Origin of the sequence: Methanobrevibacter sp. UBA412, from assembly GCA_002495685.1 — an archaeon.
Classification (GTDB): Archaea; Methanobacteriota; Methanobacteria; order Methanobacteriales; family Methanobacteriaceae; genus Methanobrevibacter_A; species Methanobrevibacter_A acididurans.
Genome location: DAGJ01000021.1, coordinates 124,261 through 141,206 on the forward strand (window position 1 = coordinate 124,261; position 16,946 = coordinate 141,206).

Sequence of the window (16,946 nt, forward strand, 5' to 3'; positions counted from 1 at the left end):
GGTTATTCCTCCATAATGTCTTTAAAGTCTATAACAAAAATTTTATTTGATGTAGCGATTTTTTGAATTTTAGCGACATCCTCGTCATGTTCAATTGAAATGAGAATTGTATTTAATACTGCTTCATCCATATTGAATAGAGGAGTTACGATATTCTGTAAAAATTTGGGTATATCCTTTGAAATATTTAATTCAGTTTCTATAAACCCTGTAGTTTGATCTTCTAATAAAATTGAAATGGGTGCATTTTCTCTTCCAGTATCATTAACAAATTTTTTTATTCTATCTTCAGGACCTACTAATGTCATTAAATTATCTTCATTTTCAATATAGTAAGGGGCAATTACAATAGATGCACTGCCTTGTTCTTTAGATAATTTACTGATTTCTCTAATTTTATAGGAATCTCCTTTTAAAATGATGAAATCAAATTTTTTATTAATTTTACCTTCAGTAAATGAGATATGTTCTCTAAATAGAATTTTAACAGTTTTTTTAGATGCAATTGCTGTGTATACTATGTCATTAACTAGTTTATCATTTCCAGCTATAACACACCATACTTTTTCAACATCTTCTTCAGATGAAACTTTTGCAGCTTGTCTGAGGATCTGAATTTTATCTTCTATCATCATATACACATCATAAAACATTCTTTTTCGAATGCTAACCCTATTAAATTAAGCATATTTTATTTATATAAAAATATAAGGTTATATTAATTTTTTAAATATGTTACACTATTTTTAGATAATATAACAATTTCTAAACGATTTAATAAAAATTAAATTTATAGTGCTAACATTTAATAATTATCTATATTTTACTAATATTTATATTTAATATATTAATCTATAAAAAAAGTTTTAAAAATTTAATTTAATTAAAAAAATTTCTATATTATATATATTATTACATTACATTACTATATAAAATTTTAAAAAAATTTTTATAAAAGTTTAAAGAAATCTGTGTATACAATTAACTTAAATATTATTTATTAAAAAAAAGGTTAGGGTTATATAATTACTCTAGAGGTTAAAAGATAAAATGCAATTACAAGAAACTGGAATTTTTAATTTTATCCGAATACCTGATTTAATTTCATCATTAAACATGATATTCGGAGTTTTAGGGATTCTAATGGCAATAAATAATTATTTCTCATTATCAGCATTTTTTATTATCATTGCAATAATTTTTGATAGTGTTGATGGATGGGTTGCAAGAAAATTAGGTTTTCATGATGATTTAGGATTTGGTAAAAATATTGATTCTCTAGCAGATATCGTTTCATTTGGTGTTGCTCCAGCAGTACTATTATATACATTAGGAATGAAACTAGCACCAAATCTTGAAATTTTAACTATTATCATATGTTTATACATGGTACTATGTGGACTTTTAAGATTAGCACGTTTCAACGTAATCGGTGAAAAAATTGAATATAAAGGGTTCATAGGTTTCCCTATACCAGGAATAGCATTATTACTAACAGCGTTATATTTAACAGGAGTTTTCAACATATGGTTTGCATATATTTTAATGATTATTGTTGCTACATTGATGGTTAGTAATTTCAAATATCCAAAAGTGGATAATTATCCTATGATTGCAATTTCAGTAATATTAATAATATTAACACCACTAAAATTAGCATTATTCAATATAAATATACCCGCATTAATTTTATTTATAATTGTATTAATCTATTTAATCATATTTCTTTATTATAATCTAAATAACACAATTGATAATTTAAATGAATAAATTTGTAAAAAGGGAATCATTAACAGATGTTACATAATAAATTAGATATCAAAACATTAATCGTTATAATAGCATTAATTATCCTTGCTATGTATGCATTTACAGAGGTAACCTATTTTTCTTCAAAAATAGTTGTAGAACGAAATATTGAATCTCCAGTATTAACAATTCCAGAATTAGGTGTTCAAGAAAAAATTAATAATGTTTCTATATCTCAAGGAGTTTATAAAGAAGAACAATCTTACACTCCAACTCATGGGGAAGTAATATTATTTGGACATAGAACACTTCAAGGATCACCATTCTTAAGGTTAAATGAATTAAAACCTGGAGACATTATTACATTAGATTGGCCAGGTATAGGTGAAGCAAACTATACTGTAAATTCAACAAAAATAGTTCCAGCATCATATAAAATGCAAGTAAACAATACTTTGCAAAAAATAGATTTAATAACATGTAATCCAATTGGATCAACAAGTGAAAGATTAATAGTTTCAGGAGATTTAACCAGTGTAGGTGAAATAAATAATACAATATTAAAAGAAAATCCTCAAAAAGATTATGGATTGTACATATGTATTATATTTTTAGCATTAGGATTATTATTCACATATTTCTATCCTAAAGAATATCGAATGATTATATTAATTGTTATATTGATATTGTCAGCAATATTATTCTATTATAATTTCTTCCCAATATCTTCACAGATTATGGCTAATAAATTAGGATGGTTAAATAGTTTTTATAATTTCTAAAAAAGGCATGCTTTAATAAAAAAGGAGAGTAAACATAATGGATGTAAATGAAGAATATTTTAATAATATAACTAACAGAGAAAGAGCAATATTTGAAGGGGCAATAACAATGGGTGCATTATTCCACCAATTTGTAGGAACTCCTATAAGTAAAGCAACAGCACCTAGTTTAGAAAATGCAATCAAACAATCATTAGAATTACAACCTGCTATAGAAAAAATAGATGTTAAAATAGATTTATCAAAATTAGATGAAGCAATGACAGATTTTGATTATACTACACTTAATGGTGACATGTTAGACATTAAAATATACTCTAAAATTGAGGATATTTTAGCAGTAATACGTATTGAATTTATAGAAGAATTAAACTATCCTTTAATGTATGTTGAAGATATATTTGAATAAAAGTATAAATAATCAAATAAATACTAAATATAACAAATTAAAACACGTTTTAAAATAAAAATTCACTTCTTTTCAATTCTTTTTTTTTAATAAATTTTATTAATTATTAAATCTATATAATAAAGTGTTTGTCTAATTAATAAATCAATATTAATTAGAAATTTAAAAAAAAATTATTATAGGATTAAATAAGATATTTAAAAAAAATTTATTTCAGGACGATTTTATGATATATATAAACTCAAAATTATGTAAAGGATGTGACATTTGCATAATTACATGCCCAAAGGATGTTTTTGAGAAATCTAAAGAAAAAAACTCAAAAGATGTTTATTTACCTTTCCCAAAAAATGAAGAAAAATGTAATGTATGTGGCTTATGTGAACTTTCATGTCCAGATCAAGCAATTGCTGTAGATAAAAAGGAGGACTAAAATGTCTGAAGAATATTTCTTATTAGGAAATGAAGCCTGTGCTAAAGGTGCAATTTATGCAGGATGCAGATTCTTTGCAGGATACCCAATAACTCCTTCAACAGAAATAGCAGAAGCATTAGCAAGAGAATTACCTAAAGTTGATGGTGCATTTGTACAAATGGAAGATGAAATAGCATCTGCAGGAGCACTAGTTGGAGCATCATGGAGTGGTGCTAAATCAATGACAGCAACATCAGGACCAGGAATCTCATTAATGCAAGAAAACATTGGTTATGCATTCATTACAGAAACTCCAATTGTAATAATAAATGTACAAAGAGGTTCACCATCTACAGGTCAACCTACAATGTCCAGTCAATCAGATATGATGCAAGTAAGATGGGGATCACATGGAGATTATGAACCAATCGCATTAGCACCATCATCAGTACAAGAATTCTTTGACTTCACAATAGAAGCATTCAATTTAGCCGAAAAATATAGATGCCCAGTATTTGTAATGTCAGATGAAGCAGTAGGACACATGAGAGAAAAAATGTCAATACCTAACGATATTAACGTTCAAACTCGTCAAATGCCTGAAGAATCTCCAGAAGATTACCTACCATTTAAAGCTCCAGAAAATGGCACACCAAAAATGCCAGCATTTGGGGATGGATACAACGTAGCAATAACTGGATTAACACATGATGAAAAAGGATACCCAGATACAAATAATCCAAAAACACACTCACAACTCGTTAAAAGATTATGTGATAAAATATTAAAAAACCGGGAAGATATCGTATCTTTTAAAGAAGAAGATTGTGATGATGCAGATTTAATAGTAATAACTTATGGTTCACCATACAGATCTGCAAAAACAGCAGTTAACCAAGCAAGAGAAGAAGGTCTTAAAGTAGGTTCATTAAAAATCAACACACCATGGCCTTTCCCCGATGAAGAACTAGAAAAAATAGCAAAACAAGCAGATGATTTATTAGTACTTGAACAAAATCTTGGACAAATGGTTCATGAAGTAGAAAGAGTAGCTAAATCAGATGCAAATGTTCATTTATTTGGAAAAATTGGAGGAGAACTCCACAAACCTGATGAAATCTTAACAAAGATTAAGGAAATCAAGGGGGTATAAATAATGGTTGAAGAAAAACAAAGTCCATTTTTAAAATATTTAAGAGAAGATAGACTTCCTCACATATTCTGTCCAGGCTGTGGTAATGGTATGGTTATGAATGCTTTCTTTAAAGCATTAGAAGGTACTGATATTGATTTTGATAATATTGCTATGGTTTCAGGAATAGGATGTTCATCTAGAATACCAGGTTATGTGAAATGTGATTCATTACACACAACACATGGAAGAGCATTACCATTTGCTACAGGATTAAAAGTAGGAAATCCTGATTTAGATGTTATAGTATTTACTGGTGATGGGGATGGTGCATCTATAGGTGGAAATCATTTAATTCATGCTGCAAGACGTAATATTAACTTAACAGTTATTTGTGTTAATAATAATATTTATGGAATGACTGGAGGACAAATCAGCCCAACCTCACCAAAAGGAAGTTATGCAACTACAGCACCTTACGGTTCTAAAGATGTTCCATTTAACTTATCCGAATTAGTGGTTGCTGCAGGAGCATCTTATGTAGCTAGATGGACATCAACAAATCCACTACAATTAGTTAACTCTATTAAAAAAGGATTAAATACTAATGGATTTGCATTCATTGAAGTAGTTACACAATGTCCAACATACTATGGAAGAAAAAACAAAATGAAAACTGCAACTTCAATGTTCGAATACTTAAAAGAAAATAGTATTAATAAAAGAAAAGCTGACAAAATGACTCCAGAAGAAATTGAAGATAAAATTATTATTGGAGAATTTATCAATAGACAAGAACCTGAATTCACAGATAATGTTCAAAAATTAGATGAGGAAACTTCTAAAAAACCATATAAAAAACGAACAGCATATGAGGAGTTATGATTAATATGAGAACTGAAATAAGAATTGCTGGATTTGGTGGTCAAGGAGTTATAATGGCTGGAATCATTGTAGGTAAAGCTGCAGCATTATATGATAATATAAATGCAGTTCAAACACAATCCTATGGTCCTGAAGCTAGGGGAGGAGCATCTAAAACTGAAGTTGTAATTAGTGATGATGAAATTTATTATCCTAAAGTTCAAGAACCAGATATCCTTGTTGCAATGTCACATACTGCTTTAATAAAATATATGGGTGATTTAAAAGATGGTGGAATATTAATTATAGACCCAGATATGGTTGAAGAAGATGATCCAGTACTTGTTAAATTTATCAAAGACCATAATATAAAATTATTCAAAGCACCTGCAACAGAAACAGCTGTTAATGATATCGGTTTAAGAGTAGTTGCTAATATTGTTATGGTTGGTGCAATAGTTAAAGCTACAAAAATAATTTCTAAAGATGCTGCATTAAAAGCAATTTTATCTAGTGTTCCTAAGGGAACTGAAAAGAAAAACCAAGAAGCATTTGAAGCAGGATATAATTTGATTTAATTTAAATAAATAGTATAAAAAAAATTATTGGGGAATAATCATGAAATTTTATGAAAATAATGCAAAAAAAATCTTTAAAAAGGAAGGTATTCAAATTTTAGATGGAGAAGTTGCATATTCTCCTCAAGAAGCTATGGCTATTACTACAGAATTTGGAGTTCCCGTTGCAATTAAATCACAAGTTTTAACTGGGGGAAGAGGTAAAGCTGGAGGTATTAAATTTGCAGATACTCCTGGTGAAGCTTTCCAAGAAGCTACTGAACTTTTAGGTTCTAAAATTAAAGATGAAACAGTTAATCATTTATTAATTGAAAAAAAAGCAGATATTATTAAAGAATTCTTTTTATCCATTACTATAGATAGAGCTAATAAAAGACCTATTATAATGGTTAGTGCTGAAGGTGGAATGGAAATAGAAGAATTAGCAAAAACTAATCCTGAAAAAATTATTAAATATCATGTTGATCCTTTAAGAGAATTTTTCCCATTTGAAGCTCGTGAAATTGCAATTAAAATGGGTGTTGATTCTAAATATATTCAAGGGATTGGTAATGTAATTTGGGAACTTTATCAAGTATTTGATAAATATGATGCTCATACTGCGGAAATTAATCCTTTAGCCTTAACTCCAGAAGGTTTTATTGCTGCTGATGCTAAATTAGAAATTGAAAATGATGCTTTATTCCGTCATAAAGATATTATGGAAGAATTAAACTTCCAAAAGAAAGAATTTGCATTTGTTACTCTTGAAGGAGATATTGCAGTATTAGGTAATGGTGCTGGTTTAACTTTAACTGGAATGGATATGATTAAACTTGCTGGTGGTGAACCTGCTACTTTTCTAGATATTGGTGGGGGATCATCTGAAAGTACTATTAAAAAAGCTTTAAGTTTAGTTTTAACTTACCCTCCTGTGAAGGTAGTATTTTTAAATGTTTTAGGTGGTATTACTCGGGCTGATGATGTTGCTAAAGGTGTAGTGGATGCTATTAAAGCAACTAATAAAGAAGTTCATATTGTAATACGTTTAACTGGTACTAATGAAAAAGAAGGTCAAAAGATTTTAGATGATGCAGGAATTCCATATGAAACAAGTATGGAAAAAGCTGCTAAAAAGGCTGTTGAAATTTGTAATTCTCTTAAAAATTAAAAAAATTTTAATATTAAAATTTTTTTTTAATTTTCACTTTTTTTAAATATTTTAGACTCTATGGAGTTTATATGGTGCCATTTAATTTTTATTTTAATAATACAACTCTACTTATTTCAGAGTCATTAATTATTTTTTGACCTGTGTATTGACAAATTTCTTCTGCAAAATCTTTTACTTCTTGGAATGTTGGCATGTTTTCAAGTGTTAATCTTTCTCTTGAATATCCTACACACATGTACGCTTTTATTTCTACATAAGTAGGGTTTGCTTTTTCTAAAAGTTTCGCATAATCTTCTGCTTTAACCATATTTTTTCCCTTAACACATGTTGTCCGTATACATGTTCTACTATCATAACTATTTAAAAAGTTAAGGGTTTCATTTAAACGATTCCAACCATCATTTATTTGAGGGTTACAAACATCTTTATAAATTTTCTCATCAGGTGCATCTAAGGAAATGTATAATTGTGTAGGTTCATTTTCTAACTCTTCCAATTTTTTAGGATTCATCCCATTACTAACAAGAAAAGTGTTAAAATCCCGACGATTAAACTCCCCAATTAACTCATCAATTTCAGGATAAAAAGTAGGTTCACCTGCTAAAGAAATAGCAGCATTAGTAGGTTTCTTACTTTCCTCTAATTTCTTTTTATCTGCTTTATCATTACCCCAAAAACCACATAAAAGTTTAGTCTGAGCAGCAATAGCCTCATCAATAATAGTCTTAGGATCATCATAATCCCCATCCCATTCAGTTTCAGTTAAAGACAAATCCCTCCAACAAAAACTACACTTCTGATTACAAAAAGGAACTGCAGGAGAAAATTGAAGACAACGATGACTTTCAATACCATAAAACTTCTCTTTATAACAAACTCCCTCATTCAAAATACTTTTTTTCTGCCAATGGCAAATCTTGGCTGCAGAATGACCATGTTCACCTACAAAACGATAACCACTATACTCTAATTTTTCTTGTTGCTTTTTAGTTAATGACATAATAAAAACCATAAATTTTTAAAAATATACCTAATTAAAATTAATTATAAATATAATTATACATAATATTATTTATTATATACGTTTAGAATTCTTTAAAAAGATTATTTTCTAAAAAAAATTCAAGGAATTCAAAAATTAAAAAATTTTTATGGGGTAATTAAATTTGTCTAAAAATGATAAACCTATTGTAATATTAAATTATAAAACTTATTTAGAATCTAGTGGAGACAAAGCATTATCATTAGCAAAAGACTTAGAAAGTGCTTATGATGAAACAGGAATACCAATGATAGCATCACCACAAGCAATAGATATAACAAAAATAAAAGATGAAACAAGCATACCAGTTTATGCACAACATATAGATCCAATAAAACCAGGTGGAAACACAGGATCAAATCTATTAGAATCATTTTTAGCTAATGGCATAGATGGAACATTACTAAATCATTCAGAAAAAAGAATGAAATTAGCAGATATAGAATCTTTAGTTACTAAAGCAAAAGAATCAAACCTAAAAACATGTGTATGCTCAAACAATGTTGCAACAAGTGAAGCCATAGCAACACTCTCACCAACATACGTAGCAGTAGAACCTCCAGAATTAATAGGAACAGGAATACCAGTATCTAAAGCAGAACCTGAAATCATCACAGGAACCGTAGATAAAGTAAAAAATATTAACAAAAATGTTAAAGTTTTATGTGGCGCAGGAATATCAACCGGAGAAGATATGAAAGCCGCTATAGAACTTGGAGCAGAAGGAGTTCTTTTAGCTAGTGGAATAATAAAAGCTAAAAATCCAAAAGAAGCATTACTGGATTTAGTAAGTAAAATATAATAGGAGTAAAATAATTAGGTAGGGAAAAATAATATGTCAATTAACTTTAACACATTAGATGATTTTGAAATAGAAGGAAAAACAGTTCTTATAAGAATTGATATAAACTCACCTGTAGACCCCTCATCTGGAACAATTTTAGATGACACCCGAGAAAAATTACATTCCGAAACATTAAAAGAATTATCAAACAAAGGTGCAAAAACAGTTATTCTAGCCCACCAAAGCAGACCAGGAAAAACTGATTTCACAACTCTAAAACAACACGCTGAAGTATTAACAGATATCCTAAGCATACACGTTAAATATGTAGACTCAATATTTTCAGTTAGAGCAAAAAAAGCAATAAGAGATTTAAAAGAAGGTGAATTACTCCTTCTTGAAAATGCAAGATTTTTCTCAGAAGAAACACTTCAAAGAACTCCAGAAGAACAATCAAAATCAATAATGGTAAAAGAATTATCCCCACTTATAGATTTATTTATAAACGATGCATTTGCAGCAGCACACAGATCACAAGTTTCACTTGTAGGATTCACTAAAAAAGTTCCTTCAGCAGCAGGCAGAGTAATGGAAAAAGAATTAAAAATACTCACTGAAGCATTAGATAATGTTAAAAAACCATGTGTATTTGTTCTTGGAGGAATGAAAGCAGACGACTCCATAATGGTAATGGAAAATGTATTAAGAAATGGAACAGCAGACACAGTTATAACTTCAGGTATAATAGCAAATATTTTATTATGGGCAGCTGGAACTGATATTAAAGATGTTAATAAAGATTTCATTAAAAATAAAGGTTACTATAATATGGTGGATAAATCAAAACAACTACTTAAAGAATTCCCCAATCAAATAGTATATCCAAAAGATGTAGCAGTAACTGTAGATGGAGAAAGAGAAGACTTACCTATTAACCAAATAACAAATCATTCAATCTTTGATATAGGTAAAGAAACAATTAAAGAATATGCAAAAATAATTAGAGATGCAAAAACAATATTTGCTAATGGTCCAGCAGGGGTCTTTGAAAATCCGAAATTTGCAATAGGCACTGAAGATATAATAAATTCTATAGCAATATCTAAAGGTTATAGTATAATTGGTGGAGGACATATTGCTGCAGCTACTACTAGTTTAGGATATGAAGATAAAATGGATCATGTAAGTAGTGGTGGTGGAGCTTGTATAAGTTTACTTGCAGGAAAAAAATTACCAGCAGTTAAAGCTTTAGAAGATTCTGCAAAAAATTTTGAAAAATAAAATTAAATTTTAAATATTATTTTAATTTCCTTTTTTTTTATTTTATAGCATCAAATTCTTTTTTTAAATTTTCACTAGTAAATTCAGGATCTTCACTTTCCATAATCGCTGAGACAACACAAATCCCTTCAATATTTGTACCTTTAAAATCTTTAACATTAGATTCATTAACTCCACCTATAACAACAACTGGAATATTTACAGAATCTGCAATATTTTTCAAATCTTGAAGACTTATATGTGGAGCATTAGGTTTTGTTGGAGATGGAAAAACAGCACCAGATCCAATATAATCTGCACCATCATTTTCAGCTTTTTTTGCTTGTTCTACAGTTTGAGCTGAAACACCAAGTAACATATCCTGTCCAATTGCTTTTCTAACTTCAGCAGCATCAATATCACTTTGACCTACATGAACTCCATCAGCTTCTAAATCCATTGCTATAGCTACATTATTATCAATAATAAATGGAATATTATATTTTTTAGCTATTTTCTGAACTTTTTTACCTATTTCTAAAAATTCAGTTAAAGGTAATTCTTTTTCACGAACTTGAAGCATTGTAATGCCACCTTTAGCTGCTTTTTCAATAATGTTTAAAAATTCATCTTCAGTTTTATTTTTATTATTAGTTACTAAGTATAAACTATAATCAATATCTTTATTCATAATTAATCATTTCCTTTATTTTTTTAACATATTTCTTTAATTTTTGCTTCTTTCTTTAAATCTTCTGGAGAAGTTTTGTATAAATAATCTATAAGCATAGTTCTAAAACTACCAGTACCTAAATTATTTTCTTTAACATATTCACTAGCTTTTTCTCCAGCAATTCCCATATGGGCTGTTGCAGCTATTGCTCCAATGAATGGGTTGTTTACACTTTCATAGACACCAACTATCATACTTAACATACAGCCACTACCAGTGATTAATGACATCATTTCATCACCATTACTTATACTATAAGTTTGTTCTCCATTTGATATTAAATCTATTGGTCCACTTGCGACTATAATAATGTTTAAGTTTTTAGCTATCTTTTTAACTATTGCAGCATTTTCTCTGAGATTTTTTTCACTAATTAAATCATTATCATTAGCATCTACTCCAACTGCTCCTGTTGTACTGTCTTTGGTTATTTCCATTAAATCTCCAACAGCTCTTATTTCAGACATGTTTCCCTTAATACATGTAATTTTATGATTTTTTATTAAGTATTTAATTATGTTTTTTCTGTTTTCTGTAACACTTATTCCTACTGGATCTATTATTACAGGGGTATTGTTCTCATCAGTTCTTTTACAAGATTCTTTTATTATTTTGATGGACATACTGTTTAATTTTCCAATGTTTATTACAAAGGATTGTGCTATTGCTGCAAAATCTGCACCATCTTCATCGTCATCAAACATTGCTGCAGTTCCCCCTACTGCTAACATTGCATTAGTACAATCATTTATGGTTACATTATTTGTTAATCCCACTGTTAATGGTTTTTCACTCTTTACAGTTTCTAAAGCTTTTAGTATTTCATTGGTTATGGTTTTAGCTTTTTTTTTCATTGTTATCCTCATTTTAAAAATTTTCTTTGGAGATATTATTTTTGTTATTGTAACTTAAATAATTTGTCATGAATATTCATGATAAATTATTCTTTTTTTCAAATAACCGAAAAGTATTTAAATGAAAATAAACTAACAACTTAATGTTGAATATTTTATTTATGATGCCTCGGTGGCTCAGTCTGGTAGAGCGCGAGACTTGTAATCTCGTGGTCGTGGGTTCAATTCCCACCCGGGGCTTGATAAATATATTATCTAATAAAAAAATATTATCTATTAAGATAAATTATTTTTCACAATTTTTAATTAATTTTCAACATAAATTTTATTAAATTGAATCAAATAAGAGTTATATTTATAAGTAATGAAAACATAATATATTATATCTTGGGACCGTAGGGTAGCTTGGTCGATCCTTTGGGCTTTGGGAGCCTGAGACTCCGGTTCAAATCCGGGCGGTCCCATCAAATATCTACCCGCCTTAGCTCAATTTGGCAGAGCGTTGGACTGTAGATCCAAATGTTGCTGGTTCAAGTCCGGCAGGCGGGATTTCATATTTGTATTGGTGAAAAGGATAAAATTTAATCCTATTCTATCTTAACTATTTTGTTTAAGATGTGAAATAATTATTTTTATTTTAAAAAATAATTAAAAAACAATACCTTTATATATATGTAAAATCAATACTGTATTAATGGGCAAAATTTAAGATTTTTGTTCATGATTTGTAATATTTGCCCTGGTGGTGTAGGGGCTATCATGTGGGCCTGTCGAGCCCGCGACTTGGGTTCAAATCCCGGCCAGGGCGTTTAAATATTTAAGCCTATTATAGAGTGCATATGCCTATTCAAAAGGACATAAAAAAATTATAATTTTAAATATTAAAACCTACATTTAAATACTACAAAAACGTAAATACTATAGTATTAATATAACAATTATTTTCATTTGTAATCAAGGGCCCGTAGCTCAGTCTGGCAGAGCGCTTGGCTTTTAACCAAGCGGCCGCGGGTTCAATTCCCGTCGGGCCCGTTCTAATTTTTTACATACTTTATATTAATTACTAGATATTTTAATCGAATTTCGAATTTAATTTATTCTATTTGGAGGAATATTGTGAAGATGAATATTCTAGAACATCATTATGTTCCAAAGCATGAAATTTTAACTGATTCTGAAACTAAGAAATTTACAAAAAGCTTAGAATATGATGTTGAAGAATTACCTAAAATTAAAGCAAAAGATCCTGTTGCAAAAGCTATAGATGCTAAACCAGGAGATATTTTAAGAATTACTAGAGATAGTCAAACTGCAGGAACCTTTTTAACCTACAGACTAGTTGAAGAGTAAAAAAAGATAAAATTTTTTTTACTAAAACTAAATCATTTTTTCTTATAAAACTATAAAAAATAGGTAAAAATTTCAAATTAAAAATTTAAGGGTTCAAAGCTGGTTATTTTTTAGGATTCAATTTTTAATTAACAATAATAACTACAAATTAAACCTTTCAAGCAAGAAAAATTAACGAATTGATATTTAAATTTATTAAATATCAAGGAAAAAATTATAAAAAAAATATTTTGTATAAAAAAATAATTAAATTCAAGAAAATTATCTAGATAAAATTTTTTTTTAAAACTTCTTAACTATTATAATATAATTAAGAGTACTTAATCTATTTTAAAAAAATAATTATAAAGAATTTTAACAATTTTTTTTTATTTACAAAAAAATTTTAATTATTATAAATCTGGAGGAAGTCCATGAAAGAAAATACATGGGGTTTAGTAAACTCATTTTTTGATGAATACCAATTGGTAGATCACCATTTAAAATCTTACAACGACTTTGTTAACAATCGTATACAAAAAATTATTGATATAACCGATCCAATAAGCTTAGAAAATGGTAAATATACTGTAAGAACAGGTAAATTACATATCCATAAACCATTCACTAAAGAAGCAGATGGATCAAAAAGTATGATTTATCCAACTGAAGCAAGATTAAGAAACTTAAATTATTCAGCACATATGTACTTAGAAATGACATTAGACGAAGAAGGACAACCACAAAATCCACTCACTGAAGAAGATGAAGTATACATAGGTGAATTACCACTTATGCTTAAATCTGATATTTGCCATTTACATGGACTTAATGCTGATGAATTAGTTGCTAAAGGAGAAGATCCAAAAGACCCAGGTGGATATTTCATAGTAAACGGTTCTGAAAGAGCAGTAGTTACAATGGAAGAAATTGCTCCAAACAAAATCATATTAGAAAGAATTGGAGAATTTGAAGATAGAAGAGCAAAAGCAATAGTAACTTCTATTAAAAGTGGTTTCAGAGCAAGAATATCTTTAGAATATAAAAAACCACGTAAAAGTGGTGTTTTCCTAAGAATTTCTTTCCCATATGTACCTGGAGAAATACCTCTTGTGATTTTACTTAGAGCATTAGGATTATCTACTGATGAAAAAATCATCACAGCAATATCTGAAAACTTCAACTACCAAATGGTAATTGCAGATGATATGCAAGTATCCTCATCCCAACTTAAAATCGATTCTGAAGAATTAGAAGAATTATCTGCTGAAGAAAAAGAAGATTACTTAACTCAAGCAGCAATAAAATTCATAGGAAATCGTGTAGCAAAAGGTATGACTGAAGAATACAGAATCAAAAGAGCTGAAGATGTTATTGACAGATACTTATTACCACACATGGGAACCGAACCAGAAAGACGTCATGATAAAGCAATATACCTTGCAGAAATGACTGAAATGTTACTCCAAGTAATAGCTGGAGAAAGAGATCCCCATGATAAGGATCACTACACTAACAAAAGACTCAGAGTATCTGGAGATTTAATGGAAGATTTATTTAGAGTAGCTTTCACAAGTCTAACTAGAGATATGAGTTACCAATTAGAAAGAAGCTTATCACGTGGAAAAACATTATCTATTAAACAAGCAGTACGTTCAGATGTACTAACAGAAAATATTAAACATGCTATAGCAACAGGTAATTGGGTAGGTGGAAGAGCTGGAGTAAGTCAATTATTAGATAGAACCAGTTACATGGGAACACTTTCACATTTAAGACGTGTAGTATCCCCATTAACAAGAAGTCAACCCCACTTTGAAGCAAGAGATTTACACCCAACACAATTTGGTAAAATATGTCCAAATGAAACTCCAGAAGGACCTAATTGTGGATTAGTTAAAAACTTAGCATTATTATGTAAAATATCCGAAGGTTCAGACACTCAAGAAATAGTAGATACCATTGAATCAATGAATGTATTAAACAAATAATCAGGAGGAATTCCGTGACAGAAACAGCAAATCAAGTTAACAAAGCTAAAGTTTATATTAATGGGGAACTCATTGGTTCAGTAAACGACCCTATAGATTTCACTAAACAAATGAGAGAAAAAAGACGAGCTGGTGAAGTATCTGATGAAATGAACATAACCTATTATAATGATACTGATGAAATTTACATATTCAATGATCCAGGAAGAGCTCGAAGACCTTTAATCATAGTAGAAAATGGACTTCCATTACTTACAGAAGAACATTTAGATCAAGTTGAAAAAGGAAAAATCACTTGGAATGATTTAATAAACATGGGTTTAATTGAATATTTAGATGCAGAAGAAGAAGAAAATGCATACATAGCAATGACATTAAATGATTTAAATGAAGATATAACTCATTTAGAAATCGACCCATCTACTATGTTAGGTATATGTGCAGGAATCATCCCATTTTCAGATCACAATTCTTCTCCAAGAAATACCATGGAAGCAGGTATGACCAAACAAGCACTTGGATTATACGTATCAAATTATGCATTACGTACAGATACAAGAGCACACTTATTACATCATCCACAAACCCCTATAGTAAAAACAAGAATTATTGATGCAACCAATTATGATGCAAGACCATCAGGTCAAAACTTAGTAGTAGCATTAATGAGTTATGAAGGGTATAACATGGAAGATGCAATGATCCTAAACAAATCTTCTCTTGAAAGAGGAATGGGAAGAAGTTCATTTTTCAGATCATATGAAGCATCAGAAAGAAGATACCCTGGAGGACAAGAAGATAAATTCGAAGTCCCAGAAAAAGGAGTAAAAGGATACAGATCTGAAGAATCATACAGAAACTTAGATGAAGATGGAATAGTCAACCCAGAATCACATGTAGAATCTGGAGATGTATTAATCGGAAAAACAAGCCCTCCAAGATTCTTAGAAGAAATCGATGAATTCGGTACAGTAGCTGAAAAAAGACGAGAAACAAGTGTAACCGTAAGACACGGTGAAAAAGGTATAGTCGATGCAGTATTACTAACCGAAACTGTTGAAGGAAGTAAATTAACAAAAATCCGAGTAAGAGAAACAAGACAACCTGAATTCGGAGATAAATTCGCTTCAAGACACGGGCAAAAAGGGGTAGTTGGATTAATATTATCCCAAGAAGATGTACCATTCACAGAAGATGGAGTAATACCTGATATTATAGTAAACCCCCATGCGATACCATCAAGAATGTCTGTAGGACAAGTACTTGAAATGGTAGCAGGTAAAGCAGCTTGTTTAGAAGGAGAACGTATTGATGGAACACCATTCAATGATGATATTGAAGGCGAAATCAAACAAACCTTAAAAGACCATGGATTTGAATCTGCAGGTTGTGAATCATTATACAATGGTTCCACTGGAGAAAGAGTCGAAGCAGAAATATTTGTAGGAGTAGCATACTACCAAAAATTACACCACATGACAACAGATAAAGTTTACGCTCGTTCAAGAGGACCAGTACAAGTTCTCACACGCCAACCAACAGAAGGAAGAGCACGTGAAGGTGGTTTAAGATTTGGAGAAATGGAAAGAGATTGTCTTATAGCTCACGGAGCAGCATTATCATTAAAAGAAAGACTCTTAGATGAATCAGATAAGTATGAAGCAATCGTTTGTGACAATTGTGGTATGCTAGCAGTATACGATAAAAACAAAGATAAAAAATACTGCCCAATATGTGGCGATTCAGAATCTTACCCAGTAGAAATTTCATATGCATTTAAACTTTTACTCGATGAACTCAAAAGTTTATGTATCTTCCCTAAATTAGTATTAGGAGATAAAGCATAAGAAACTTAACAAAGACGGACTTAT

17 protein-coding genes and 5 tRNA genes are annotated in these 16,946 nt (G+C 29.7%); 18 read left to right on the top strand and 4 right to left on the bottom strand.

The window, feature by feature from the left end; translation table 11 throughout:
- Window positions 1-2: 2 nt before the first annotated feature.
- Window positions 3-632, bottom strand: coding sequence for a hypothetical protein (locus BP997_RS06030; protein WP_413823844.1), 630 nt, complete (start codon window positions 630-632; stop codon window positions 3-5).
- Window positions 633-1,050: 418 nt separating this feature from the next.
- On the opposite strand from BP997_RS06030, the gene BP997_RS06035 reads away from it, so the two are divergent.
- From BP997_RS06035 to sucC, 8 genes are all read left to right on the top strand, one after another.
- A complete protein-coding gene (locus BP997_RS06035; RefSeq protein WP_413823807.1) occupies window positions 1,051-1,770 on the top strand; it encodes an archaetidylserine synthase in 720 nt (239 codons plus the stop codon).
- Between the two features lie 26 nt (window positions 1,771-1,796).
- Window positions 1,797-2,531, top strand: coding sequence for a class E sortase (locus tag BP997_RS06040; RefSeq protein ID WP_413823809.1), 735 nt, complete (start codon window positions 1,797-1,799; stop codon window positions 2,529-2,531).
- A 37-nt stretch (window positions 2,532-2,568) separates the two neighbouring features.
- Complete coding sequence (locus BP997_RS06045; RefSeq protein WP_413823812.1) at window positions 2,569-2,940, top strand: dihydroneopterin aldolase family protein; 372 nt, start codon at window positions 2,569-2,571, stop codon at window positions 2,938-2,940.
- A gap of 226 nt (window positions 2,941-3,166) precedes the next feature.
- Window positions 3,167-3,373 carry a 4Fe-4S dicluster domain-containing protein gene (locus BP997_RS06050; protein ID WP_409198562.1) on the top strand — a complete coding sequence of 69 codons (207 nt, stop codon included), beginning with the start codon at window positions 3,167-3,169 and terminating at the stop codon, window positions 3,371-3,373.
- 1 nt (window position 3,374) lies between these two features.
- Complete coding sequence (locus tag BP997_RS06055; protein ID WP_413823815.1) at window positions 3,375-4,508, top strand: 2-oxoacid:acceptor oxidoreductase subunit alpha; 1,134 nt, start codon at window positions 3,375-3,377, stop codon at window positions 4,506-4,508.
- 3 nt (window positions 4,509-4,511) lie between these two features.
- The gene (locus BP997_RS06060) at window positions 4,512-5,372 is read left to right on the top strand and encodes a 2-oxoacid:ferredoxin oxidoreductase subunit beta (protein ID WP_413823817.1); all 861 of its coding nucleotides are present in this window, start codon (window positions 4,512-4,514) and stop codon (window positions 5,370-5,372) included.
- A 5-nt stretch (window positions 5,373-5,377) separates the two neighbouring features.
- Complete coding sequence (locus BP997_RS06065; protein ID WP_413823819.1) at window positions 5,378-5,929, top strand: 2-oxoacid:ferredoxin oxidoreductase subunit gamma; 552 nt, start codon at window positions 5,378-5,380, stop codon at window positions 5,927-5,929.
- A 40-nt stretch (window positions 5,930-5,969) separates the two neighbouring features.
- Window positions 5,970-7,079, top strand: coding sequence for an ADP-forming succinate--CoA ligase subunit beta (sucC, locus tag BP997_RS06070; protein WP_413823822.1), 1,110 nt, complete (start codon window positions 5,970-5,972; stop codon window positions 7,077-7,079).
- Window positions 7,080-7,167: 88 nt separating this feature from the next.
- Here sucC and twy1 read toward each other — a convergent pair whose 3' ends face one another.
- Window positions 7,168-8,082 carry a 4-demethylwyosine synthase TYW1 gene (gene twy1 / locus BP997_RS06075; RefSeq protein WP_413823824.1) on the bottom strand — a complete coding sequence of 305 codons (915 nt, stop codon included), beginning with the start codon at window positions 8,080-8,082 and terminating at the stop codon, window positions 7,168-7,170.
- 166 nt (window positions 8,083-8,248) lie between these two features.
- Between twy1 and tpiA the strand changes: the two genes are divergently transcribed.
- Window positions 8,249-8,926 (top strand): triose-phosphate isomerase, encoded by a 678-nt coding sequence (gene tpiA, locus BP997_RS06080; protein ID WP_409198568.1) that lies wholly within the window; start codon window positions 8,249-8,251, stop codon window positions 8,924-8,926.
- Window positions 8,927-8,959: 33 nt separating this feature from the next.
- Entirely contained in the window at window positions 8,960-10,189 is a 1,230-nt protein-coding gene (locus BP997_RS06085; protein WP_413823826.1) for a phosphoglycerate kinase, read from the top strand.
- 37 nt (window positions 10,190-10,226) lie between these two features.
- Here the strand turns inward: BP997_RS06085 and thiE are convergent, their stop codons facing one another.
- Window positions 10,227-10,859: a thiamine phosphate synthase gene (thiE, locus tag BP997_RS06090; RefSeq protein WP_413823828.1), complete on the bottom strand. Its 633-nt coding sequence runs from the start codon at window positions 10,857-10,859 to the stop codon at window positions 10,227-10,229.
- 23 nt (window positions 10,860-10,882) lie between these two features.
- Window positions 10,883-11,755 carry a hydroxyethylthiazole kinase gene (gene thiM, locus BP997_RS06095; RefSeq protein WP_413823831.1) on the bottom strand — a complete coding sequence of 291 codons (873 nt, stop codon included), beginning with the start codon at window positions 11,753-11,755 and terminating at the stop codon, window positions 10,883-10,885.
- Window positions 11,756-11,921: 166 nt separating this feature from the next.
- On the opposite strand from thiM, the gene BP997_RS06100 reads away from it, so the two are divergent.
- The 8 genes from BP997_RS06100 to rpoB all read left to right on the top strand — a co-directional run bounded on the left by BP997_RS06100 (window position 11,922) and on the right by rpoB (window position 16,922).
- Window positions 11,922-11,995, top strand: a tRNA-Thr gene (locus BP997_RS06100).
- 149 nt (window positions 11,996-12,144) lie between these two features.
- Window positions 12,145-12,219: transfer RNA gene (locus BP997_RS06105), tRNA-Pro, on the top strand.
- Window positions 12,220-12,230: 11 nt separating this feature from the next.
- Window positions 12,231-12,304: transfer RNA gene (locus BP997_RS06110), tRNA-Tyr, on the top strand.
- A 187-nt stretch (window positions 12,305-12,491) separates the two neighbouring features.
- Window positions 12,492-12,563, top strand: a tRNA-Asp gene (locus BP997_RS06115).
- 150 nt (window positions 12,564-12,713) lie between these two features.
- A tRNA-Lys gene (locus BP997_RS06120) sits at window positions 12,714-12,787 on the top strand.
- A gap of 84 nt (window positions 12,788-12,871) precedes the next feature.
- Window positions 12,872-13,105 carry a DNA-directed RNA polymerase subunit H gene (locus tag BP997_RS06125; protein WP_413823834.1) on the top strand — a complete coding sequence of 78 codons (234 nt, stop codon included), beginning with the start codon at window positions 12,872-12,874 and terminating at the stop codon, window positions 13,103-13,105.
- A 413-nt stretch (window positions 13,106-13,518) separates the two neighbouring features.
- Window positions 13,519-15,075 (top strand): DNA-directed RNA polymerase subunit B'', encoded by a 1,557-nt coding sequence (locus BP997_RS06130; RefSeq protein WP_413823837.1) that lies wholly within the window; start codon window positions 13,519-13,521, stop codon window positions 15,073-15,075.
- 14 nt (window positions 15,076-15,089) lie between these two features.
- Window positions 15,090-16,922 carry a DNA-directed RNA polymerase subunit B gene (gene rpoB, locus BP997_RS06135; RefSeq protein WP_409198574.1) on the top strand — a complete coding sequence of 611 codons (1,833 nt, stop codon included), beginning with the start codon at window positions 15,090-15,092 and terminating at the stop codon, window positions 16,920-16,922.
- Window positions 16,923-16,946: the final 24 nt, after the last annotated feature.